The sequence below is a fragment of the Pseudomonas oryzihabitans genome, assembly GCF_001518815.1.
Classification (GTDB): Bacteria; Pseudomonadota; Gammaproteobacteria; order Pseudomonadales; family Pseudomonadaceae; genus Chryseomonas; species Chryseomonas oryzihabitans_E.
Genome location: NZ_CP013987.1, coordinates 3,845,993 through 3,868,747, shown reverse-complemented (window position 1 = coordinate 3,868,747; position 22,755 = coordinate 3,845,993). Strand labels below are relative to the sequence as shown.

Annotated in this window: 19 protein-coding genes; 16 read left to right on the top strand and 3 right to left on the bottom strand. The window is 66.1% G+C overall.

The window, feature by feature from the left end:
* Nucleotides 1-12 precede the first annotated feature (12 nt).
* The 8 genes from APT59_RS17635 (at nucleotide 13) to APT59_RS17600 (ending at nucleotide 8,982) form a co-directional block, all read left to right on the top strand.
* Complete coding sequence (locus APT59_RS17635; protein ID WP_059316048.1) at nucleotides 13-426, top strand: acyl-CoA thioesterase; 414 nt, start codon at nucleotides 13-15, stop codon at nucleotides 424-426.
* Entirely contained in the window at nucleotides 423-1,313 is an 891-nt protein-coding gene (gene xerD / locus APT59_RS17630) for a site-specific tyrosine recombinase XerD (protein WP_017640793.1), read from the top strand. Before APT59_RS17635 ends, xerD begins: the two co-directional genes overlap by 4 nt.
* Nucleotides 1,314-1,538: 225 nt before the next feature.
* A complete protein-coding gene (locus tag APT59_RS17625; RefSeq protein WP_059316047.1) occupies nucleotides 1,539-2,264 on the top strand; it encodes a thioredoxin fold domain-containing protein in 726 nt (241 codons plus the stop codon).
* A gap of 107 nt (nucleotides 2,265-2,371) precedes the next feature.
* On the top strand, nucleotides 2,372-3,676 hold the full coding sequence (locus tag APT59_RS17620; RefSeq protein ID WP_059316046.1) for a homoserine dehydrogenase: 1,305 nt from the start codon (nucleotides 2,372-2,374) through the stop codon (nucleotides 3,674-3,676).
* 46 nt (nucleotides 3,677-3,722) lie between these two features.
* Nucleotides 3,723-5,132 (top strand): threonine synthase, encoded by a 1,410-nt coding sequence (gene thrC / locus APT59_RS17615; RefSeq protein ID WP_059316045.1) that lies wholly within the window; start codon nucleotides 3,723-3,725, stop codon nucleotides 5,130-5,132.
* A gap of 186 nt (nucleotides 5,133-5,318) precedes the next feature.
* On the top strand, nucleotides 5,319-5,858 hold the full coding sequence (locus APT59_RS17610) for a YaeQ family protein (RefSeq protein ID WP_059316044.1): 540 nt from the start codon (nucleotides 5,319-5,321) through the stop codon (nucleotides 5,856-5,858).
* A complete protein-coding gene (gene recJ / locus APT59_RS17605) occupies nucleotides 5,858-7,579 on the top strand; it encodes a single-stranded-DNA-specific exonuclease RecJ (RefSeq protein ID WP_059316043.1) in 1,722 nt (573 codons plus the stop codon). The genes APT59_RS17610 and recJ overlap by 1 nt, the downstream gene beginning before the upstream one ends.
* A 299-nt stretch (nucleotides 7,580-7,878) precedes the next feature.
* On the top strand, nucleotides 7,879-8,982 hold the full coding sequence (locus APT59_RS17600) for an NADH:flavin oxidoreductase/NADH oxidase (RefSeq protein WP_059316042.1): 1,104 nt from the start codon (nucleotides 7,879-7,881) through the stop codon (nucleotides 8,980-8,982).
* A gap of 37 nt (nucleotides 8,983-9,019) precedes the next feature.
* Here the strand turns inward: APT59_RS17600 and APT59_RS17595 are convergent, their stop codons facing one another.
* Nucleotides 9,020-9,490 (bottom strand): nuclear transport factor 2 family protein, encoded by a 471-nt coding sequence (locus tag APT59_RS17595; RefSeq protein ID WP_059316041.1) that lies wholly within the window; start codon nucleotides 9,488-9,490, stop codon nucleotides 9,020-9,022.
* Nucleotides 9,491-9,682: 192 nt separating this feature from the next.
* Between APT59_RS17595 and APT59_RS17590 the strand changes: the two genes are divergently transcribed.
* Nucleotides 9,683-10,384, top strand: a complete 702-nt coding sequence (locus APT59_RS17590; RefSeq protein WP_059316040.1) for a tellurite resistance TerB family protein — start codon at nucleotides 9,683-9,685, stop codon at nucleotides 10,382-10,384.
* A 3-nt stretch (nucleotides 10,385-10,387) separates the two neighbouring features.
* Here the strand turns inward: APT59_RS17590 and APT59_RS17585 are convergent, their stop codons facing one another.
* On the bottom strand, nucleotides 10,388-11,290 hold the full coding sequence (locus APT59_RS17585) for a LysR family transcriptional regulator (protein WP_059316039.1): 903 nt from the start codon (nucleotides 11,288-11,290) through the stop codon (nucleotides 10,388-10,390).
* Between the two features lie 146 nt (nucleotides 11,291-11,436).
* On the opposite strand from APT59_RS17585, the gene APT59_RS17580 reads away from it, so the two are divergent.
* The 7 genes from APT59_RS17580 to APT59_RS17550 all read left to right on the top strand — a co-directional run bounded on the left by APT59_RS17580 (nucleotide 11,437) and on the right by APT59_RS17550 (nucleotide 20,051).
* The gene (locus APT59_RS17580; RefSeq protein WP_059316038.1) at nucleotides 11,437-13,110 is read left to right on the top strand and encodes a GMC family oxidoreductase; all 1,674 of its coding nucleotides are present in this window, start codon (nucleotides 11,437-11,439) and stop codon (nucleotides 13,108-13,110) included.
* A gap of 109 nt (nucleotides 13,111-13,219) precedes the next feature.
* A complete protein-coding gene (locus APT59_RS17575; RefSeq protein WP_059316037.1) occupies nucleotides 13,220-14,842 on the top strand; it encodes an MFS transporter in 1,623 nt (540 codons plus the stop codon).
* A 99-nt stretch (nucleotides 14,843-14,941) separates the two neighbouring features.
* Nucleotides 14,942-16,037 (top strand): peptide chain release factor 2 gene (gene prfB, locus APT59_RS22475; RefSeq protein WP_156428971.1). Its coding sequence is split into 2 segments (ribosomal slippage): nucleotides 14,942-15,013 and nucleotides 15,015-16,037, totalling 1,095 coding nucleotides; the frame shifts between segments, so codons are not numbered across the junction.
* Between the two features lie 68 nt (nucleotides 16,038-16,105).
* Nucleotides 16,106-17,608, top strand: a complete 1,503-nt coding sequence (gene lysS / locus APT59_RS17565; protein ID WP_059316036.1) for a lysine--tRNA ligase — start codon at nucleotides 16,106-16,108, stop codon at nucleotides 17,606-17,608.
* 118 nt (nucleotides 17,609-17,726) lie between these two features.
* Nucleotides 17,727-18,734 (top strand): transporter, encoded by a 1,008-nt coding sequence (locus APT59_RS17560; RefSeq protein WP_059316035.1) that lies wholly within the window; start codon nucleotides 17,727-17,729, stop codon nucleotides 18,732-18,734.
* 64 nt (nucleotides 18,735-18,798) lie between these two features.
* The gene (gene cbpA, locus APT59_RS17555; protein WP_059316034.1) at nucleotides 18,799-19,743 is read left to right on the top strand and encodes a curved DNA-binding protein; all 945 of its coding nucleotides are present in this window, start codon (nucleotides 18,799-18,801) and stop codon (nucleotides 19,741-19,743) included.
* Nucleotides 19,743-20,051, top strand: a complete 309-nt coding sequence (locus tag APT59_RS17550) for a chaperone modulator CbpM (RefSeq protein ID WP_059316033.1) — start codon at nucleotides 19,743-19,745, stop codon at nucleotides 20,049-20,051. The genes cbpA and APT59_RS17550 overlap by 1 nt, the downstream gene beginning before the upstream one ends.
* A gap of 303 nt (nucleotides 20,052-20,354) precedes the next feature.
* Here the strand turns inward: APT59_RS17550 and APT59_RS17545 are convergent, their stop codons facing one another.
* A complete protein-coding gene (locus tag APT59_RS17545) occupies nucleotides 20,355-22,712 on the bottom strand; it encodes an FdhF/YdeP family oxidoreductase (protein ID WP_059316032.1) in 2,358 nt (785 codons plus the stop codon).
* Between the last annotated feature and the right edge of the window lie 43 nt (nucleotides 22,713-22,755).

Genomic DNA, 22,755 nt, shown 5'->3' with positions numbered 1-22,755 from the left:
TCGAGGTAAGACATGACGACCCGCGAAGCGGAAATCCAGCGGCGCACCGCGCTGTCGGAAACCCGGGTGGCCAAGGCGGTTTTCCCGCCCACCACCAATCATCACCACACCCTGTTCGGCGGCACTGCCCTGGCCTGGATGGATGAGGTGTCCTTCATCACCGCGACGCGCTTCTGCCGCAAGCCGCTGGTGACGGTCTCCACCGATCGCATCGACTTCAATCATCCGATTCCCGCCGGCTCCATCGTCGAACTGATCGGGCGGGTGGTGAAGGTCGGTAATACCAGCATCAAGGTGCAGGTCGAGGTCTTCGTCGAGGGCATGTTGGCGGAAGGGCGCGAGCGCGCCATCAACGGTGCTTTCAGCTTTGTCGCGGTCGACGACGAGGGCAAGCCGACGCCGGTGCTGCCCGGATTCGCCGCGTGAGCGCCGAGCGGCTGATCGAGGAGTTCCTCGACGCCCTGTGGCTGGAGAAGGGGCTGTCGCCCCATACCCGCAGTGCCTACCGCACCGATCTGCTGGCCTTCGCCCGCTGGCTGGAGGGCAGGGGGCTGACCCTGGAGAATCTGGGGCGTGACGCCGTGCTCGATCACCTCGGCTGGCGGCTGAGCGAGGGCTACCAGGCGCGCTCCACTGCACGTTTCCTCTCCGGCCTGCGCAGCTTCTACAAGTATGCCGTGCGCGAAGGGCGGGTTGCCGAGGATCCGACGCTGCTGGTGAGCATGCCGCAGCTGGGCGCGCCGCTGCCCAAGAGCCTGTCCGAGGCGGACGTGGAAGCCCTGCTGGCCGCGCCGGATACCGAGGACACCCTGGGCCTGCGTGATCGCACCATGCTCGAGGTGCTCTATGCCACCGGACTGCGGGTGACCGAGCTGATCAGCCTGACCCTGGACGAGATCAACCTGCGCGAGGGCTCACTGCGGGTGTTCGGCAAGGGCAGCAAGGAACGGCTGATTCCCCTGGGCGAAGAGGCCATCGCCTGGTTGGAGGACTATCTCAAGACCGCGCGACCACTACTGCTGGGTGGCCAGCCCGGTGACATCCTCTTCCCCAGCCAGAGAGGTACGCCCATGACCCGGCAGACCTTCTGGCACCGCATCAAGCTGCATGCCCAGGTGGCCGGCATCCGCACCTCGCTGTCGCCGCATACCCTCAGGCACGCCTTCGCCACCCACCTGCTCAACCACGGCGCCGACCTGCGCACGGTGCAGATGCTGCTCGGCCATACCAGTCTGTCCACCACCCAGATCTATACCCATGTCGCCCGGGTGCGGCTGCAGCAACTGCACGCCCAGCACCATCCGCGCGGCTAGAGCGGTGTTTCAGAAGTTCGCGCAAGAATTGGCGAGTGATTTTGGTTTCTGAGCCAGGCGCCGGGACGAGTCATAGCAGGGCTATGGCAAGAAGCGGCAACGCCGCTCAGGGATCAAAAGCGCCGCCAAAATTGCGTAGATACTTCTGAAGCCCCGCCCTGGGGCGGGACCGCCGTAGCCGGCAGGTCTGTGGTAGGCTTGCCGGCGTCTCAACAGGAGTCAACCATGCGTATTTCCCAACTGTTGCTCGCCGCTTGCCTGGGGCTCGGCGTGCAACTGGCTCAGGCCGAACCTGAGCAGGCCATTCGCCAGAGCCTGACCGCGCTGCAACCCAATCTCGCCATCGAGTCCATCGCCAAGAGCCCGCTGGAAGGCCTCTACCAGGTCCAGCTCAAGGGCGGTCGGGTGCTCTATGCCAGTGGTGACGGCCAGTTCGTCATGCAGGGCTATCTCTACCAGGTCAAGGACGGCAAGGCCTCCAACCTGACCGAGAAGGCCGAGAACGTCGCCGTGGCGCGGCAGATCAACGGCCTCGATCGCAATCAGATGATCATCTATCCCGCCCAGGGCGAGACCAAGGCGCACATCACCGTCTTCACCGACACCACCTGCCCCTATTGCCAGAAGCTGCATGCCGAGGTGCCCGAGCTGAACAAGCGCGGCATCGAGGTGCGTTACCTGGCCTTCCCGCGGCAGGGCATGGGCTCGCCGGGCTCCAAGCAGCTGGAAGCGGTATGGTGCGCCAAGGACAAGCCTACTGCGCTGAACCAGATGTTCACCGGGCATGAGGTCAAGTCCGAAAGCTGCCAGAATCCGGTCGCTCAGCAATTCGCGCTGGGTCAGAACATGGGCATTCAGGGCACCCCGGCGATTATTCTGGCCGATGGCCAGATGATTCCGGGGTACCAGCCGGCAGACCAGCTGGCGGAAGCGGCAATCAGCGCCCGCTAGGTTCTGCACGACGCATCAAGCGCGGGCACTTTCGTACAGGGCCTTGCGCGGCGACAGAGATTTCAACGGCGCTGCGGAGCGGCGCCACACGACATGGGGATAAGGGTGTGAAGCCGGTCAAAGTAGGCATCTGTGGTCTGGGTACCGTGGGCAGCGGGACCTTCAACGTACTCAAGCGCAACGCCGAGGAAATCGCCCGGCGTGCCGGACGGGGTATCGAGGTGGCGCAGATCGCCCAGCGCCGGCCGAATCCTCACTGCGATACCGGCAGCACGCCAATCACCGCCGATGTCCTGGCCGTGGTCGACAATCCCGAGATCGACGTGGTGGTGGAGCTGATCGGCGGCTACACCCTGGCGCGCGAGCTGGTGCTGCGCGCCATCGCCAATGGCAAGCACGTGGTCACCGCCAACAAGGCGCTGATCGCGGTCCACGGCAACGAGATCTTCGCCAAGGCGCGCGAGCAGGGCGTGATCGTCGCCTTCGAGGCCTCGGTGGCCGGTGGCATCCCGGTGATCAAGGCGCTGCGCGAAGGCCTGGCGGCCAACCGCATCAACTGGGTGGCCGGCATCATCAACGGCACTGGCAACTTCATCCTCTCCGAGATGCGCGAGAAGGGTCGCACCTTCCCCGACGTCCTGGCCGAGGCCCAGGCGCTGGGTTATGCCGAAGCCGATCCGACCTTCGATGTGGAAGGCATAGACGCCGCCCACAAGCTGACCATCCTGGCGTCCATCGCCTTTGGCATCCCGCTGCAATTCGACAAGGCCTACACCGAGGGTATCACCCGGCTGACCACCGCCGATGTCGGCTACGCCGAGGCGCTGGGCTATCGCATCAAGCACCTGGGCGTGGCGCGCAGCACCGACCAGGGCATCGAGCTGCGGGTACACCCGACGCTGATCCCGGCCGATCGGCTGATCGCCAACGTCAACGGCGTGATGAACGCGGTGATGGTCAATGGCGACGCCGTCGGCTCGACGCTGTTCTACGGCGCCGGAGCCGGCCAGGAGCCTACCGCCTCGGCGGTGGTGGCCGACCTGGTGGACGTGGTCCGCGCCATGACGTCCGACCCGGAAAACCGCGTGCCGCACCTGGCCTTCCAGCCCGATGCGCTGTCCGACCATCCGGTGTTGCCGATCGAGTCCTGCGAGAGCGCCTACTATCTGCGCATCCAGGCCAAGGATCACCCAGGCGTGCTGGCCCAGGTGGCGAGCATCCTGTCGGCACGCGGCATCAACATAGAGTCCATCATGCAGAAGGAAGCCGAGGAGCATGACGGCCTGGTGCCCATGATCCTCATCACCCATCGCGTGATCGAGCGTCACATGGTCGAGGCCATCGCCGCCCTGGAAGCCCTGGACGACGTCGTCGGCGACGTGGTCCGCATCCGTGTCGAGCACCTGAACTGAGCAGCCTGGCGGCGCCCGGCGCCGCCGTCTTTCCCGAGGTCGAGTCATGCGTTACATCAGTACCCGCGGCCAGGCGCCCGCGCTGAATTTCGAAGAAGTGCTGCTGGCGGGTCTCGCCAGTGATGGTGGTCTCTACGTACCGGAGAACCTGCCGCGGTTTTCCCTGGAGGAGATCGCCTCCTGGGCCGGTCTGCCCTATCACGAGCTGGCCTTCCGGGTGATGAAGCCCTTCGTCGCCGGCTCCATCGCCGATGCCGAATTCAAGGCCATCCTGGAAGAGACCTACGCCGGTTTCGCCCACAGCGCCATCGCGCCGCTGCGCCAGCTGGACGCCAACGAGTGGGTGCTGGAGCTGTTCCATGGCCCGACCCTGGCCTTCAAGGACTTCGCCCTGCAGCTGCTCGGCCGGTTGCTCGACCATGTACTGGCCAAGCGCGGCGAGCGCGTGGTGATCATGGGCGCTACCTCCGGTGACACCGGCTCGGCGGCCATCGAGGGCTGCAAGCGCTGCGAAAACGTGGACATCTTCATCCTGCATCCGCACCAGCGGGTGTCGGAAGTGCAGCGCCGGCAGATGACCACGCTGCTGGGCGACAACATCCACAACATCGCCATCGAAGGCAACTTCGACGACTGCCAGGAGATGGTCAAGGCCAGCTTCGCCGACCAGGGCTTCCTCAAGGGCGCGCCGCTGGTGGCGGTCAACTCGATCAACTGGGCGCGGATCATGGCCCAGATCGTCTACTACTTCCATGCGGCCCTGCAGCTGGGCGGCCCGGCGCGCTCCATCGCCTTCTCCGTGCCCACCGGCAACTTCGGCGACATCTTCGCCGGCTACCTGGCGCGCAACATGGGCTTGCCGGTGAGCCAGCTGGTCGTGGCGACCAACCGCAACGACATCCTGCACCGCTTCATGTCGGGCAACCGCTACGACAAGCAGCAGCTGGAGGCCTCGCTGTCGCCGTCCATGGACATCATGGTGTCGTCCAACTTCGAGCGTCTGCTGTTCGACCTGCACGGTCGGGACGGCCTGGCCCTGGCCGAGCTGATGGCGAATTTCCGTAGCAGCGGCACCCTGTCGGTGGCGGATGATCGCTGGACCGAGGCACGCAAGCTGTTCGACTCCCTGGCTGTCAGCGACGAAGAGACCTGCGCCACCATCGCCGAGGTCTATGCGGCTACTGGCGAAGTGCTGGATCCGCACACCGCCATTGGCGTGCGCGCCGCTCGCGAATGCCGCCGCAGCCTGGCCACCCCCATGGTGGTGCTGGGTACCGCCCACCCGGTGAAATTCCCCGAAGCGGTGGAAAAGGCCGGCATCGGCGCAACGCTGAGCCTGCCGACCCACCTGGCCGACCTGCTGCAACGCGAAGAGCGCTGCACCGTGCTGCCCAACGACCTCGCCGCCGTCCAGGCCTTCGTCGCCCGCCACGGCAAGCGTGGTCAGCCGCTGTAGGGTAGTTTGCCCAACCTATGACCGTAGGTTGGGCAGAGACGGCCCCATCGTCGAAGCCCAACAAAGTCGGACGCGAATCGTCTTTGTTGGGCTTCGCTGCGCTCAGCCCAACCTACGGATCCACGGTCCCAAGTCCCGCGGCCTTTTCCGGTACAATGCCCGGCTTTCCCTGCCGGTGACCCGCCCATGGCTCTGCAAGCCACGCCCTACAAAGTCGAACTCAACCTCACCGATCTGGATCGTGGGGTCTACGAGAATCTGCGCCTGACCGTGGCGCGGCATCCCTCCGAGACCGAGGAGCGGCTGGTGGTACGGTTGTTGGCCTTTGCGCTCTGGTACAACGAGCAGCTGGCCTTTGGGCGCGGCCTGTCCGATGTCGACGAGCCGGCGCTGTGGGAGAAGAGTCTCGATGGTCGGGTACTGCACTGGATCGAGGTCGGGCAGCCCGATGCCGAGCGCCTGACCTGGTGCAGCCGTCGCACCGAACGTACCAGCCTGCTGGCCTATGGCAACCTGCGTGTCTGGCAGACCAAGGTGGTGGATGCGGTCAGGACGCTGAAGAACCTGCACATCGCCGCCGTACCCGCCGAGCCCCTGGCCGAGCTGGCCCGCGATCTGCCGCGTAGCATCGCTTGGCAGGTGATGATCAGCGAAGGCACCCTGTTCGTCACCGACGACCGTGGCCAGCACGAACTGCAGCTGGAATGGCTGCTGGGCGAGCGTTGATGCGCCTGGAGCCTCGCCCGCTGCCGGCGGTGTTGCCCGACCTGGGCGACCTGCCGCCGCTGCTCACCCGGCTCTATGCCGCGCGCGGCGTGACCCAGCCGGAAGAACTGGACAAGGGCCTGGCGCGGCTGGTGCCCTATCACCAGCTCAAGGGCATCGAGGCGGCGGTGGAGCTGCTGGCCCGCGCCCTGGAAGAGCGCCGCCGCATCCTCATCGTCGGCGATTTCGACGCCGATGGCGCCACCGCCAGCGCCGTGGGCGTGCTGGCCCTGCGCCGGCTGGGCGCCGCCTGGGTCGACTACCTGGTACCCAATCGTTTCGAATACGGCTATGGCCTGACGCCCGAGATCGTCGCCGTGGCCCTGCAGCGCGAACCCGAGGTGCTGCTCACCGTCGACAACGGCATCTCCAGCCTGGATGGGGTGGCCGTGGCCAAGGCGGCCGGGCTGCAGGTGGTCATCACCGACCACCACCTGCCGGGCGCCGAATTGCCCGCCGCTGACGCCATCGTCAATCCCAACCAGCCGGCCTGCGCCTTTCCCAGCAAGTGCATCGCCGGGGTCGGGGTGATCTTCTATGTGATGCTGGCCCTGCGCAGCCGCCTGCGCGAGAGCGGCTGGTTCGCCCGTCAGGGCCTGGCCGAGCCCAATCTGGCCGAGTTGCTGGATCTGGTGGCCCTGGGTAGCGTCGCCGACGTGGTGCCGCTGGATGCCAACAACCGCATCCTGGTGCACCAGGGGCTGATGCGGATCCGCGCCGGCCGGGCACGGCCGGGGCTCAAGGCACTGCTGGAAGTGGCCGGGCGCCAACCGGGCAAGGTGGCCTCCAGCGATCTCGGTTTCATCCTCGGGCCGCGCCTCAATGCGGCCGGTCGCCTGGACGACATGTCCATCGGCATCGAGTTGCTGCTCTGCGAAGACCCGCAGCTGGCGCAGGAATACGCCCAGCAACTGGACGACTTCAACAAGGACCGCAAGAGCATCGAGCAGGGCATGCAGCGCGAAGCGCTCAAGCAGCTCAAGGAATTGCCGGAAGACAATCTGCCCTTCGGTCTCTGCCTGTTCGATCCAGAATGGCACCAGGGCGTGATCGGTATCCTCGCCTCGCGCCTCAAGGAAAAGTATCACCGCCCCGCGCTGGCCTTTGCCGATGACGGCAGCGGCACCGGCATGCTCAAGGGTTCGGCGCGTTCGGTGGCCGGGTTGCACATCCGCGATGCCCTGGACGCTGTGGCGACCCGCCATCCGGGACTGATCACCAAGTTCGGTGGTCACGCCATGGCCGCCGGCCTCAGCCTGCCCCAGGCGCACTACGAGACCTTTGCCGCCGCCTTCGACGCCGAGGTGCGGCGCCACCTGCAAGCCGACGACCTCAGCGGGCGACTGCAGACCGACGGCTGCCTCGCTCCTGCCGAGTTCCAGCTCAACCTGGCCCAGGCCCTGCGTCAGGCCGGTCCCTGGGGCCAGCAGTTTCCCGAGCCGCTGTTCCACGGCACCTTCGAGATCCTCTCCCAGCGTCTGCTCAAGGAGCGCCATCTCAAGCTGACCCTGCGCAGCGAGCAGGGTGGCCCGGAGCTGGACGGCATCGCCTTCAACATCGACCGCGACACTTGGCCCGATCCCAACATCCGCTGGGCCGAGCTGGCCTATCGGCTGGACGTGAACGAGTTTCGCGGCAACGAGAGCGTGCAACTGCTGGTGGTGCACCTGGCGCCGCGTTAGGTCTCGTTTGAAAGGTGCCTGCGCTCGGTGATGCTGCGTTAAAAATCAGCTGGTTCGCCAGTCCGATCGGAATGCTCATCTACCACTCGTAAACTCGAGCGCGAGTCCGATCCGCTTCCTCGCTGATTTGATTCGCTGGCGCTCACCCTCCGGGCCAGCCGTTGGCCGTTACTCCCGTTGGTCGTTGCGCCTTGCCTGACCTTAGCTCGGCGACTTTTCAGACGAGCCCTGTCGGATCGGCGATCTATTCTGGTCGGGCGTACTCCAATGCCGTGAATCCCGACTAGACGAGGTCCGCCATGAGTCTCCTGTTCCAGCCCCTGACCCTGCGTCAGCTGACCCTGCCCAATCGCGTGGTGGTCTCCCCGATGTGCCAGTACTCCAGCGAAGACGGCTTCGCCAACGACTGGCATCTGGTCCACCTCGGCAGCCGCGCCACCGGTGGCGCCGGTCTGGTGATCTTCGAAGCCACCGCGGTCACCGCCGACGGGCGCATCACGCCCCAGGACCTGGGCCTGTGGAAGGATGAGCAGATCGAGCCCCTGCGGCGCATCACCCAGTTCATCGAAGGCCAGGGCAGCGTCGCCGGCATCCAGCTGGCCCACGCCGGGCGCAAGGCCAGTACCTGGCAGCCCTGGCTCGGCAAGCACGGCAGCGTGCCCATCGCCGAGGGCGGCTGGGTGCCGGTGGCGCCTTCGGCCATCGCCTTCGATCCGCAGCACACCCGGCCCACGGCCATGGATCGCGATGATATCGCCAGCGTCCGCCGGGCCTTCGTGGAGACCGCCGAGCGCGCCCTGGCGGCCGGCTTCAAGGTCGCCGAGGTCCATGCCGCCCACGGCTATCTGCTGCACCAGTTCCTCTCGCCGCTCTCCAATCGCCGCGAGGACGATTACGGCGGCAATTTCGAGAATCGCATTCGCCTGTTGCTGGAAGTCACCGCCGATGTACGCGCGGTCTGGCCGGAAGAGTTGCCGTTGTTCGTGCGGGTTTCCGCCACTGACTGGGTAGAAGACGGTTGGGATGTCGACGAGACGGTGGAGCTGGCACGCCGGCTGAAGACGCTAGGCGTCGACCTGATCGACGTCTCCTCCGGTGGCACCGCCGCCCAGGCGGACATTCCTACCGGGCCCGGCTACCAGACCCAGTTCGCCGAGCGGGTACGCAAGGAAGCCGACATCCCCAGTGGCGCGGTGGGCATGATCACCGATGCGGCCCAGGCCGAGCACGTGCTGCGTACCGGGCAGGCCGATCTGGTGCTGTTGGCACGCGAACTGCTGCGCGATCCCTACTGGCCGCTCAACGCTGCCGAGTCCCTGCGCGAAAAGGTTTCCTGGCCGCCGCAGTACGTGCGTGCCGCGCACCGGGATACGCCACTGCGCAAGCCGTTCGGCGCGGAGTAGACCGAAAGGCGGCCACCCATTCGGATGGCTGCCTGCCTCAGGGCTTGACCGGTCGCAGCAGGGCTTCCAGCGCGTCGCTGTCGTAGTAGTCGCCCAGGTACCAGATGCGGCCGTCGCGGATCTTCATGATGCTGGCGCCGCGAATCTTCACCGGCTGCTTGCCAGTGGCGGTAACGCGGTTGCCGGTCAGTTCCCATTCGAAGGCGATGCTGCGCGGACCGATCACCGGCTTGTGCACCATCTTCACCTCCAGATCGGGCACGGCCTTGAGTGTGACCTTGACGATGCGGTCACGGGCCTGGGTGCGGCTGGTCTCGGTGGTGGCAGCACCACTGTCGAAATACTGCACCTTGGGATCGAGCAGCGCGCTGGCGGCCTCGGCGTCGTGATCGTTCCAGGCATCGAGATAGCGATTGGCGATGAGGCGGGCGTCCTCGGCGGCGGCCTGAACCTGGCCGGCGGTGAGGGCGAGCGAAAGCGCGAACAGCACAGCCAGACGCGAACGCATGGGGTGTCTCCGGCAACTGCAAGGGGAAGATGCAAGAGTAGCGCCCAGTGCAACTGTCAGTCAGAAATATTTTGTATCGACCAGGTCGATGCGGGCCTCGAGATTGCAACATCCGGTAAGCAGGTGCCGGGAGCCGGAGGGCGAGGGGAGCGGTCACAACAGCCTGAACCCTGTCTCTTGTGGAGGTTGTCCATGAATACCCGCGGTTTGCTCGATCAGTTGCTCAGGGCCGGCCAGCAGGCCCTGGCCAAGAAGACCGGCCAGTCGACCACGCGGCCGGGTGCCGGTACGCCGTCGTCGGGCAAGGACCCCTTGGGCGGCCTGCTCTCGGGCTTGGGTAGCAGCGGGTTGGCCGCCGGCGCCCTGACGGCCCTGCTGGGCAGCAAGCGCGGCCGTGGCCTGGGCGGCAAGGCCATTGGCTACGGCGGGCTGGCGGCACTTGGCATGGCTGCCTACAAGGCCTATCAGTCCTGGCAAGCCAATCAGGCGCAGGGTACGCAGACCGCCGAGCCTCGCACCGTGGATCGGGTGCCAGAGCACGAAGCCGAGGCCCATGGCCGGGCGGTACTCATCGCACTGATCGCGGCAGCCAAGGCCGATGGTCATGTCGATGACCAGGAGCGCCAGGCCATCGAGGCCGAGATGGCTAAGGTGGATGACGATCCCGAGCTGCGCAGCTGGTTGCAGCGGGAACTGGAACAACCGCTGGATCCGGCCAAGGTCGCCGCGGCAGCCGAAACACCGGAGATGGCCGCCGAGATGTACCTGGCCAGCCTGATGCTGATCGACGATCAGCAGTACATGGAAAAGGCTTACCTGGACGAACTGGCGCGTCAGCTGCGCCTGGAACCAGGCCTGCGGACCGAACTGGAACGTGAGGCCGCGGCGGTCTGACGGCTAGGGGAGCGGGCGTTCATCGCCCAGCAGGACGCTCCGCTCCGCCGCGCAGAGGTGCAACAGGAAATCCCAGACCACGCGCAGGCGCGCTGAGCGGTGCAACTCCCGGTGGGTCGAGATCCAGTACTCGCGGGTGAAGGACCGCTCCGGGAGCACGCCTTCCAAGGGGGTCTTCTGACCCACCAGGTAGCAGGGCAACACCGCGATGCCGATGCCGGCACAAGCGGCCTCGCGCTGGGCGATGACGCTGGTGCTGCGAAAGACGATGCGCGGTTCGGGGCAGAGTCCCTGGATGAATTGCAGTTCACGAGTGTACAGCAGGTCGTCGACGTAACCGATGAAGGCCTGTTCGCCGAGGTCGGCTTCGGCATCCAGCGCCGGTGCTCGATCCAGGTAGGCGCGACTGGCATAGAATCTCAGGCGATAGGGCGTCAGTCGCCGGCCGATCAGGCCTTCGGCGGTGGGCCTTTCCAGGGTGATGGCGATGTCCGCTTCGCGGTTGGTGACGCTGACGAAGCGCGGCACCGAGACCAGCTCCACTTCCAGACCCGGATAATCGCGCAGCAGCGCTCCCAGGCGCTGGGCGAGAAAGCCGGTGCCCAGGCCTTCGGTCACCCCGACCCGTACCTGGCCCAGCGGATTGAGCCTCTGGGTCACGGCCTCCTGGGCCAGCAGCGCGGCTTCTTCCATCGCCTGGGCATGCGCCAGCAGGGCCTGGCCGGCGGGGGTGAGCTGATAGCCGCTGGCCTGCTGCACCAGCAACTGGCTGCCCAGGGCGCGTTCCAGCGCCTCCAGGTGACGGGCGACGGTGGCATGACTGACGCCCAGGCTGCGAGCGGCGGTGAGCAGGCGGCCATGGCGCTGGACCTCCAGAAAAACCCGCAGATCGTTCCAATCGAACATCCTTTTTCCTCGTCGGTGCCTGTCTGACCGGCCGCTTGCTGGGCGCTGTTCAGAAATGCACAGCCGTTGCCCGTTTTCTGCGACTGTTGTTCGCGGATGACGACACTAGGATAGGGACCACAACAACAAAAAAGCGAGGGAACGTCATGCCCGGTCCTGCTGCGGAATATGACTTCATCATCGTCGGTGCCGGTCCGGCCGGCTGCCTGTTGGCCAATCGACTGTCCGCCGATCCGGCCCATCGCGTACTGCTGCTGGAAGCGGGCGGGCGCGACAACCATCCCTGGATCCACATCCCGGTCGGCTACCTGTTCTGCATCGGCAATCCGCGCACCGACTGGTGCTTCAAGACCGAGGTGGAAGCGGGCCTGGGCGGCCGGGCGCTCAATTATCCGCGCGGTCGGGTGCTGGGCGGCTGCTCCTCCATCAACGGCATGATCTACATGCGTGGCCAAGCCCGTGACTATGACGGCTGGGCCGCCGCCGGTAATCCGGGGTGGGGCTGGCAAGACGTGCTGCCGCTGTTCAAGCGCATGGAAGATCACTGCGATGGCGCCTCGACCTTTCATGGCGCGGGGGGCGAGTGGCGGGTGGAGCGCCAGCGCCTGCACTGGACGCTGCTCGACGCCTTTCGCAGTGCCGCCGACCAGACTGGCATCGAGCCGGTAGAGGACTTCAACACCGGCGACAACGAAGGCTGCGGCTATTTCCAGGTCAATCAGCGCAATGGGGTGCGCTGGAATGCGGCCAAGGCCTTTCTCAAGCCGATCCGCCAGCGCGCCAATCTGCAGGTGCTGACGGGTGTCCAGGTGGAGCGGGTACTGCTGGAGGAGGGCAGGGCGCGGGCGGTGCTGGCGCGCCTGCCGGGCCAGGCCGAGCCCCAGCGCCTGGTGGCGCGCCGGGAGATCGTGCTCTGCGCCGGCGCCATCGGCTCGCCGACCCTGCTGCAGCGTTCCGGTATCGGCCCGCGCGGCCTGCTCGAAGGGCTGGGCATCGGTGTCCAGCATCGACTGGAAGGGGTCGGCGGCAATCTGCAGGATCACCTGCAACTGCGCCTGATCTATCGGGTGCATGGCGTGCCGACCCTCAATGCCCTGGCCGGCAGTCTCTGGGGCAAGCTGGGCATGGGCCTGGAGTATCTCTGGAGCCGCAGTGGTCCCCTGGCCATGGCGCCAAGCCAACTGGGCGCCTTCGCCCGTTCCGATCCGGAGCAGCCTTCGGCCAATCTGCAGTATCACGTGCAGCCGCTGTCGCTGGAGCGCTTCGGCGAGCCGCTGCACGGCTTTCCCGCCTTTACCGCCTCGGTGTGCAACCTGCGACCGGCCAGTCGTGGCCAGGTGGCCATCCGCAGCGCCGACCTCCAGGCCGCGCCGCTGATCCAGCCGCGCTACCTCAGCGCGCCGGAGGATCTCAAGGTGGCCGCCGACGCCATCCGCCTGACCCGGCGCATCGCCGCCGCGCCGGCACTGGCGGCCTATCGACCCGAGGAGTATCTGCCGGGCCCGTCCTATCAGACGGAGGCGGAGTTGCAGCAGGCCGCGCGGGCCATCGGCACCACCATCTTCCATCCTTCCGGCACCTGTCGCATGGGCCAGGGCACCGATGCCGTGGTGGATGCCCGCCTGCGGGTGCATGGCATTCCGGGCCTTCGAGTGGCCGACGCCTCCATCATGCCGACCCTGGTCTCGGGCAACAGCTGTTCGCCGACGCTGATGATCGCCGAGCAGGCGGCCAATTTCATGCTGGCCGAGGCCCGCGAGCAGGGCGTGACCGAGCTGCCCGCGGCGCTGGCCCGACCCGAGCGGTTCTCGGCTGCCTAGTTTCTATTAGCTGGTTTCACCGACGGCGGGGCCTCCCGCCGTTTCCACCGTAGTAGCTGTCGCCCATAACAACAATCAGCCCGGCGATCCCGGGTCAGGAGAACGTGCGATGTCCGACTATGCCCAACCCCGGGTACAACCCAGCGCGGCCAGCAGTCGCCGCGAAGAACGCAAGGTGATCTTCGCCTCGTCCCTGGGGACCGTCTTCGAGTGGTACGACTTCTTTCTCTATGGCGCCCTGGCAGCGGTGATCAGCAAGCAGTTCTTCGCCGGCGTCAACGACACCACCGCCTTCATCTTCGCCCTGCTGGCCTTTGCCGCCGGTTTCGTGGTGAGGCCCTTCGGCGCCCTGGTGTTCGGGCGCCTGGGCGACATGGTCGGGCGCAAGTACACCTTCCTCGCCACCATCATCCTCATGGGCATCGCCACCTTCGGTGTCGGCCTGCTGCCCACCTATGCCAGTATCGGCGTGGCCGCGCCCATCATCCTGGTGTTGCTGCGCCTCCTGCAGGGCCTGGCCCTGGGTGGCGAATACGGCGGGGCCGCCACCTACATTGCCGAGCACGCGCCGCCCGGCAAGCGCGGCGCCCACACCAGCTGGCTGCAATCGACCGCGACCCTGGGCCTGTTGCTGTCGCTGGTGGTGATCCTGGTCTGCCGCTACCTGACCGGTGACCAGTTCGAGGTCTGGGGCTGGCGCCTGCCGTTCCTGCTGTCGATCTTCCTGCTGGCGATCTCCACCTGGATCCGCCTGTCGATGCACGAGTCGCCGGCCTTTCTGCGCATGAAGGCCGAGGGCAAGCAGAGCAAGGCGCCGATCCGCGATTCCTTCACCAACTGGAGCAACCTCAAGGTGGTGCTGATCGCCCTGTTCAGCATCAATGGCGGCCAGGCGGTGACCTTCTACCTGTCGCAGTTCTATGTGATGTTCTTTCTCACCCAGACCCTCAAACTGGACCCGGTGCTGGCCAACAACCTGCTGATCGTCAGCGTCATCCTCGGCGCGCCTTTCTTCGTCATCGCCGGCTGGCTGTCGGACAAGGTCGGGCGCAAGCCGATCCTCATGCTCGGCCTGCTGCTGGCCACGGTGCTCTACTTCCCGCTGTTCAAGGCCCTGACCCACTACGCCAACCCGCAGATCTACCAGGCCAGCCAGCAGGCCCCCATCGTGGTCACCGCCGATCCGGCCACCTGCACCTTCCAGTTCGACCCGGTGGGCAAGGCGCGCTTCGACAGTCCCTGCGACCGGGTCAAGACACTGCTGGCCAAGAGTGGCCTGCCCTACAGCAGCGTGGCCGCGGCACCAGGGGACGCGGTGCAGGTCAACGTCGGTGACAAGGTCATCGTCGGCTACGACGAGCCGGCCCTGCGCGCCGCAGTACAGGCCGCCGGGTATCCGGCCAAGGCCGACTCGGCGCAGGTCAACAAGCCCATGGTGGTGGCGGTGATCTTCGCCCTGATCCTCATCGCCACCCTCTGCTATGGACCGCTGGCGGCGTTGATGGTGGAGCTGTTTCCCACCCGCATCCGCTACACCTCGATGTCGCTGCCGTACCACATCGGCAACGGCTGGTTCGGCGGCTTCCTGCCGACGGTGTCCTTTGCCCTGGTGGTCTATACCGGCGACATCTTCTACGGCCTCTGGTACCCGGTGCTGATCACCGGCGTCAGCCTGATAGTGGGCCTGCTGTGCCTGCCGGAAACCCGCCACCGCGACCTCGACGCCGATTGAGACGCAGCGGGCGGCGTACCCCGCCGCCCGCTGAGTTTCGCCGCCGATTGGGGTATACTCGCGAGCTTTTCCACAGCTTTTCTCGCGAGTGTTTCCCCCATGGAAATCAACCCGATCGTCACCAGCATCAAGGACCTCACCAGCCGCACCCAGACCATTCGGGGGTATCTTTGACTACGATCTGAAGCAGGATCGTCTGGTCGAAGTGGAGCGTGAGCTCGAAGACCCCAACGTCTGGAACAACCCCGAGTACGCCCAGAATCTCGGCCGCGAGCGCGCCCAGCTGGCGCAGGTGGTCGGCACCCTGGACGAGCTGACCGGCGGCCTGGCCGATGCCAGCGACCTGCTGGAAATGGCGGCCGAAGAGGAAGACCAGAGCGCGGTCGATGACGTGGCGGCCGAGGTGGAGCGCCTGCGTGGCATCCTCGAGAAGCTGGAATTCCGCCGCATGTTCAGCGGCGAGATGGACCCCAACAACTGCTACCTGGACATCCAGGCCGGCTCCGGCGGCACCGAGGCCCAGGACTGGGCCAACATGCTCCTGCGCATGTACTTGCGCTGGGCCGACCAGCACGGCTTCAGCGCCGAGATCGTCGAGCTGTCCGAAGGTGAAGTCGCCGGCATCAAGGGCGCTACCGTGCACATCAAGGGCGAGTACGCCTTCGGTTGGCTGCGCACCGAGATCGGCGTGCACCGCCTGGTGCGCAAGAGTCCCTTCGACTCGGGCAACCGTCGCCACACCTCCTTTACCGCGGTGTTCGTCTCTCCCGAGATCGACGACAACATCGACATCGAGATCAACCCGTCCGATCTGCGCGTCGACACCTACCGCTCCTCTGGCGCGGGTGGCCAGCACGTGAACACCACCGACTCCGCGGTGCGGATCACCCACGTGCCCACCAATACCGTGGTGGCGTGCCAGAACGAGCGCTCCCAGCATGCCAACAGGGACACCGCCATGAAGATGCTGCGGGCCAAGTTGTACGAGCTGGAAATGCAGAAGCGCAATGCCGCGTCCCAGGCCCTGGAAGACTCCAAGTCCGATATCGGCTGGGGCCACCAGATCCGTTCCTATGTGCTCGACGCCTCGCGGATCAAGGATCTGCGCACCGGCGTGGAACGCAGCGATTGCGACAAGGTGCTCGACGGCGATCTGGACGAATACCTCGAAGCCAGCCTCAAGCAGGGCGTTTAATCCATCATTTCCTGTAGGAGCGGCCATGGCCGCTCCTACGGCAAGCACTTCCCAGGTAAACAGCAGACATGAGCGAACAACCCCTAGACCCCCAAGCCCAGGAACAGGAAGACAACAAGCTGATCGCCCAGCGCAAGGAAAAGCTTTCCACGCTGCGCGACCAGCAGGCCATTCCCTTCCCCAACGACTTCCGTCGCGACAGCCTGGCCGGTGACCTGCAGCAGCAGTACGCCGACAAGACCAAGGAAGAGCTGGAAGCCGCAGGCATCAAGGTCAAGGTAGCCGGCCGCATCATGCTCAACCGCGGTGCCTTCATGGTGCTGCAGGACACCAGCGGGCGCATCCAGGTCTATGTCGACCGCAAGACCCTGCCGGCCGAGACCCTGGAAGCGGTCAAGACCTGGGACCTGGGCGACATCATCGCCACCGAAGGTACCCTGGCCCGCTCCGGCAAGGGCGATCTCTACGTCAACATGAGCGACGTGCGCCTGCTGACCAAGTCGCTGCGCCCGCTGCCCGACAAGCACCACGGCCTGACCGACACCGAGCTGCGCTATCGCCAGCGCTATGTCGACCTGATCGTCAACGAGGAGGTCCGCCAGACCTTCCGCGTGCGCTCCCAGGTCATCGCCCACATCCGCCGCTTCCTCATGGAGCGGGGTTTCCTCGAAGTGGAAACGCCCATGCTGCAGACCATTCCCGGCGGCGCGGCGGCCAAGCCCTTCGAGACCCACCACAACGCCCTGGACATGGCCATGTTCCTGCGTATCGCGCCGGAGCTGTACCTCAAGCGGCTGGTGGTCGGTGGCTTCGAGAAGGTCTTCGAGATCAACCGCAACTTCCGTAACGAAGGCGTCTCGACCCGGCACAATCCCGAGTTCACCATGCTCGAGTTCTACCAGGCCTATGCGGATTACCGCGACAACATGGACCTCACCGAGGAACTGTTCCGCGAACTGGCCATGGCCGTGCTCGGCACCACCGACGTGCCCTATGGCGACAAGGTGTTCCACTTCGGCGAGCCCTTCGTGCGCCTGTCGGTGTACGACTCCATCCTCAAGTACAACCCGGACATCACCGCGGAAGACCTGCAGGACGTCGAGAAGGCCCGCGCCATCGCCAAGAAGGCCGGCGCCAAGGTCCTCGGCCACGAAGGCCTGGGCAAGCTGCAGGTGATGATTTTCGAGGAGCTAGTGGAGAGCAAGCTGGAGCAGCCGCACTTCATCACCGAGTACCCCTTCGAGGTCTCGCCGCTGGCGCGCCGCAACGACGATAATCCCAGCGTCACCGATCGCTTCGAGCTGTTCATCGGCGGCCGCGAGATCGCCAACGCCTACTCCGAGCTCAACGACGCCGAAGACCAGGCCGAGCGCTTCATGCTGCAGGTCCAGGAAAAGGACGCCGGTGACGACGAGGCCATGCACTATGACGCCGACTTCATCAACGCCCTGGAATACGGCATGCCGCCCACCGCTGGCGAGGGCATCGGCATCGACCGCCTGGTGATGCTGCTGACCAACTCGCCGTCGATCCGCGACGTCATCCTCTTCCCGCACATGCGTCCGCAATAAGCGCCGCGCCTCCTTTCCGGGGGCGCCGCTGGCACCTGCTGACTCGGGGCTCTGTCATCAAAGGTTCATCCGGACCTGCTAACAGAGCCCTGATGTCGCGTTCCCTCCGCAGGTAGCCATGACCAACACCCTGATCCCCCTGCATCCGGCCGCCGAACGGCTGGGGCTGCTCTACGCCTACCATTTCACCTCCGGTCAGCCGGGGCGGGCGCTGACCATGGCGCCGGAAGATCCCTGGGACGCGGAAGAGGGTGGCTTTCGCTGGCTGCACTTCAACCTGGCCCACGCCGCCGCCGAGCGCTGGATGCGCGAGCACCTGGGGCTGCCGGAGGAGTTCTTCGAATCCCTGCACGCCGGTTCCCACTCGACCCGCCTGGAGCCGGCCGACGACACCCTGCTGGGGGTGGTGAACGATGTGACCCTGGCCTACGGTCAGGTCTCGGTGGACGTCGCCACCCTCTGGGCCTGCGCCCGTCCGGGACTGCTGGTGACCGCCCGGGCCCAGCCACTGCGCTCGGTGGATCGCCTGCGCCATGCGGTGCGCCGTGGTGAGGGCTTCGGCTCGACCCTGGAACTGCTGGTTCATCTGCTGCGCGACCAGGCCGATGTGCTGACCGGCATCATTCGCGACACCACGGTCAAGGTGGACGCCATCGAGGATCGGCTGCTGTCCCAGCGGCTGTCCGCCAGTCGCGCCGAACTTGGCAGCCTGAGACGCGCCCTGGTACGTCTGCAGCGCCTGCTGGCCCTGGAACCGGGCTCGCTGCTGCGGTTGCTCAACCGGCCGCCCGCCTGGCTGCGCCGCGACGACATCCAGACCCTGCGCGAGGCCACCGAGGAATTCGACCGGGTGCTGGACGACCTCGCCGCCCTGGTGGAACGTCTCAAGCTGTTGCAGGAGGAGATCGCCGCCGCCTCCGCCGAGCAGACCAACCGCACCCTGTTCACCCTGACCCTGGTCACGGTGCTGGCCCTGCCGATCAACATCATCGCCGGCTTCTTCGGAATGAACGTCGGCGGCATCCCGCTTGCCGATTCGCCCCACGGCTTCTGGATCCTGGTGGCGCTGGTGGCGACCTTCACGGTGCTGGCCGGCAGCCTGGCCTTTCGCAAGCGCGGCGACTGACCGGCGTCATGCAACCGTTGCAGGCGCCGCGCGGTCTCTAGGGGAACCCCCACTGGAGACCGCGATGGACTTCAAGGACTACTACGAGGTGCTCGGCGTCGCCCCCGACGTCGACGACAAGACCCTCAAGACCACCTATCGCAAGCTGGCGCGCAAGTACCACCCGGACGTGAGCAAGGAGGCCGATGCCGAGGCTCGCTTCAAGGAGGTGGCCGAGGCCTATGACGTCCTGCGCGATCCACACAAGCGCGCCGAATACGATCAGGTCCGCCGCTATCAGCAGCAAGGCGAGCGCTTCCAGGTGCCGCCAGACTGGCAGCCGGGGTCGGGCGCCGACTACAGCGATCCCCACGCCGGCTTTGGCCAGGACTATTCCGATTTCTTCGAGTCGCTGTTCGGCGCTGCCGGACGCTCGCAGCAGGGTGGCTTCGCTCGCCGTGGCCGCGACATCGAGCTGGAACTGCCACTGTTTCTCGAGGAGAGCCAGGCCGGCAGTACCAAGCCGCTGAGCTTTTCGTTGCCGCAGCGCGACGAGCTGGGCCGGCGCGTCGGCGAGACCACCAAGACCCTCAACGTCAAGATTCCCGCCGGCAGCACCGACGGCGAGCGTATCCGCCTGAAAGGGCAGGGCGAGCCGGGCATCGGTGGCGCGGAGGCAGGCGATCTGTACCTGGTCATCCGGCTGGTGCCTCATCCGCTGTTCGACGTCGACGGTCAGGACCTGGTGGTCAGCGTACCCCTTGCCCCCTGGGAAGCCGCCTTAGGCGCCAAGGTGCAGGTGCCTACCCTGGATGGCCAGATCATGCTGAGCATTCCGCCTGGCAGCCAGAGCGGCGCCCGCCTGCGGGTACGAGGCAAGGGCCTGGCTGGCAAGGCAGGGCAGGGCGATCTCCATGCCCTGCTCAAGATCGTGATGCCACCGAAGGGCGATGAAGAAACCCAGGCGCTGTGGCGACAACTGGCCGAGCGGGCGGCCTTCGATCCCCGCCAAGACTGGAGGAAAGTCTGATGAGCAGTCTGATCGTCCTGCAGGAATTCTGCGTGCTCTGCGAGGTGAGCGAGCCCGTGGTGGTGGACATCGTCGAGCACGGCATCCTGGCGCCCCAGCGCGGCAAGCGCCCGGCCGAGTGGCACTTCGACACCGGTGCCCTGCACCGCGCCCGTCGCGCTGTACGCCTGCGCCACGAGCTGGACCTGGACTGGTCCGCGACCGCCCTGGCCCTGCACCTTTTGGATGAGGTGGAAGAGCTGCGCCGCGAGAACCAGCGCCTGCGTAGACGGCTGGAGCGCTTCGCCGGAGAACTGCGAGACGTCTGACCGGCCCGCGTAGGTTGGGTTGAGACGGCTCCATCAGCGAAGCCCAAAGGGTGGGGGCCGCGTCTGGTTGTTGGGCTTCGCTGCGCTCAACCCAACCTACGGAACTCCTGTCTGCACCAAAGCGCCTCCTCTCCCTCTGGGAGAGGGTTGGGGTAAGGGAGCCGGATAGCGGTTTCCAACGTATGGTTTCTATCCAATCACGGCCATGCCGGGACGCCGTAGCGACCGCTCCTACAGGAGCATCGGCCTACGTAGGAGCGGCCCATGGCCGCGATGTCCTTGTCGCACCAACACCTAAAGAAACTATCCCGCCGCGATCAAGCCCCTTCGCTGCATCGCCTGTTCCTGACTGAGCCGCTCGATCCGCACCGGCAGAGACTTCGACGCCGGGGTATGGCTGCGGGTGTCGTGGTTGGCCAGGGGCGCCAGGCTGTTGGTTTCGGGGTAGTAGGCCGCGCAGCAACCGGCCGGTACGTCGTAGGCGATGACCTTGAAGGGGCCGGCGCGGCGTGAGATGCCGTCCAGGGCGGCGCCGATGAAGTCGATGAAATCACCCTCCTGCACCTCATGGCGGCGCATGTCCTCGGGGCTGAGCATGGCCACCATGCGTTCGTCGATGTCGCGGTAGCGGTCGCGATTGGAGTAGATGGTGGTGTTGAACTGGTCGTGACTGCGGATCGTCATCAGCTGCAGGTGCTCGGCATCCGGCGGGCTGTCGTCCTCGTCCAGCACGTCGCCGGGAAAGAGGAAGTTGGCCTTGCCGTTGGGTGTATCCCACTGTCGCTCACGGGCACCATTGGGCAGGCGGAAACCTCCGGGCTGTTCGATGCGGGCGTTGTAGTCGGCGAACTGTTCGGGCAGCACCGCCTCGATCTTGTCGCGGATGAGCGCGTAGTCGCCGGCCAGGGCGTCCCAGTCGATATGGGGATGGCGTTCGCCCAGGGTCGCCTTGGCGATGCCGGCGACGATGGCGATCTCCGACAGCAGCTCCGGCGAGGCCGGCTCCAGGCTGCCGGTGGAGCCATGCACCATGGACATGGAGTCCTCCACGGTAATGGTCTGCACGCCGCTGGCCTGCACATCGCGTTCGGTGCGGCCCAGGCAGGGCAACAGGAAGGTGCTGCGGCCGTGCAGGGTGTGGCTCCAGTTGAGTTTGGTGGCGATCTGTACCGTCAGGCGCAGGTTGGCGACATGGGGTGCTACCCGCTCGATGTCGGGAATGGCGCGGAAGAAGTTGCCGCCCAGGCCGATGAAGGCCTGGGGCTCGTCGCGCAGCAGGGCCTCGCAGCATTCCACCACGTCATGGCCGCCCTCGCGCGGTGCGCGGAAGGCGAAGGCCTGGTCGAGGCGGGCCAGGAAGGGCTCCTTGGGTTTCTGATAGATGCCCACGGTGCGGTCGCCCTGGACGTTGGAATGACCCCGAATCGGGCAGGGTCCGGCGCCAGGCTTGCCGACGTTGCCACGCAGCAGCAACAGATTGATGATCTGCTGCAGGACATCGCCACCGCGGCGGTGCTGGGTCACGCCCATGCCCCAACAGGCGATCACCCGGTCGGCCTTCATGTAGACCTTGGCCGCTTCCGTCATGGCCGCCCGGGTCAGACCGGAATAGCGCTCCAGGCGCTCCCAGCTCAGCCCTCGGCAGTGTTCGGCGAAGGCTTCCAGGCCGACGCAATGCTGTTCGATGAACGCCACGTCGAGGATGCGGGGAGCACCACTGCGGCGCGCCTCGTCGTCAGCCTCGATGACGACCTTGCACAGCCCCTGCATGGCCGCCATATCCCCGCCGATACGCACCTGGTGGTACTGGGAGCTGATGGCCACGCCCCCACCCGGCAAGGCCATGTCGCGCACGGCCTGTGGCGAGGCGAAGCGCACCAGGGCCTTTTCCCGCAATGGATTGAAGGTGAGGATGGGCACGCCGCGGTGCACGGCATCGTGCAGCTCGCTCATCATTCGCGGGCTGTTGGTGCCGGGATTCTGGCCGATGATGAAGATGGCGTCGGCCTGGGCGAAATCCTCCAGGTCCAGGGTGCCCTTGCCGACGCCGATGCTCTCCGGCATGGCGGTGGTGGTGGTCTCGTGGCACATGTTGGAACAGTCGGGAAAGTTGTTCATCCCGTAGAGCCGGCCGAACAGCTGGTAGAGAAAGGCGGCCTCGTTGGAGGAACGGCCCGAGGTGTAAAGCTCCAGCTTCCAGGGATCGTCCAGGGCGCGCAGTTCGGCACCGATCTCGGCGAAGGCGTCCGCCCAGCTCACCGGGCGGTAGGTGTCGCTGGCGGCGTCGTAGCGCATGGGGTGGGTAAGGCGGCCCTGGTCTTCCAGGTCATGGTCGGTCCAGGTACGCAGTTCGGTCAGGGTATGGGCCGCGAAGAATTCCGGGGTGGTGCGTTTGCGGGTGGCCTCCCAGGCCACTGCCTTGGCGCCGTTCTCGCAATATTCGAAGGTATGCGGGGTCTTCGGATCAGGCCAGGCGCAGCTCGGGCAGTCGAAGCCACCCGGCTTGTTCATGGTCAGCAATGCCTTGTTGCCGCGCATCAACACCTTCTGGCGGCTCAGGTGCTGGGTCACGGCATTGAGCGCACCCCAGCCCCCGGCGCTGCCGTGCTCCTGGGTGCCGTGCAGGGGTTGAGCGGGGGAATGGGCGGATTGCTTGGTCATGTTCACCTCTGGAACTGAGCCGGACAGGAAGCCGGCGGGTACC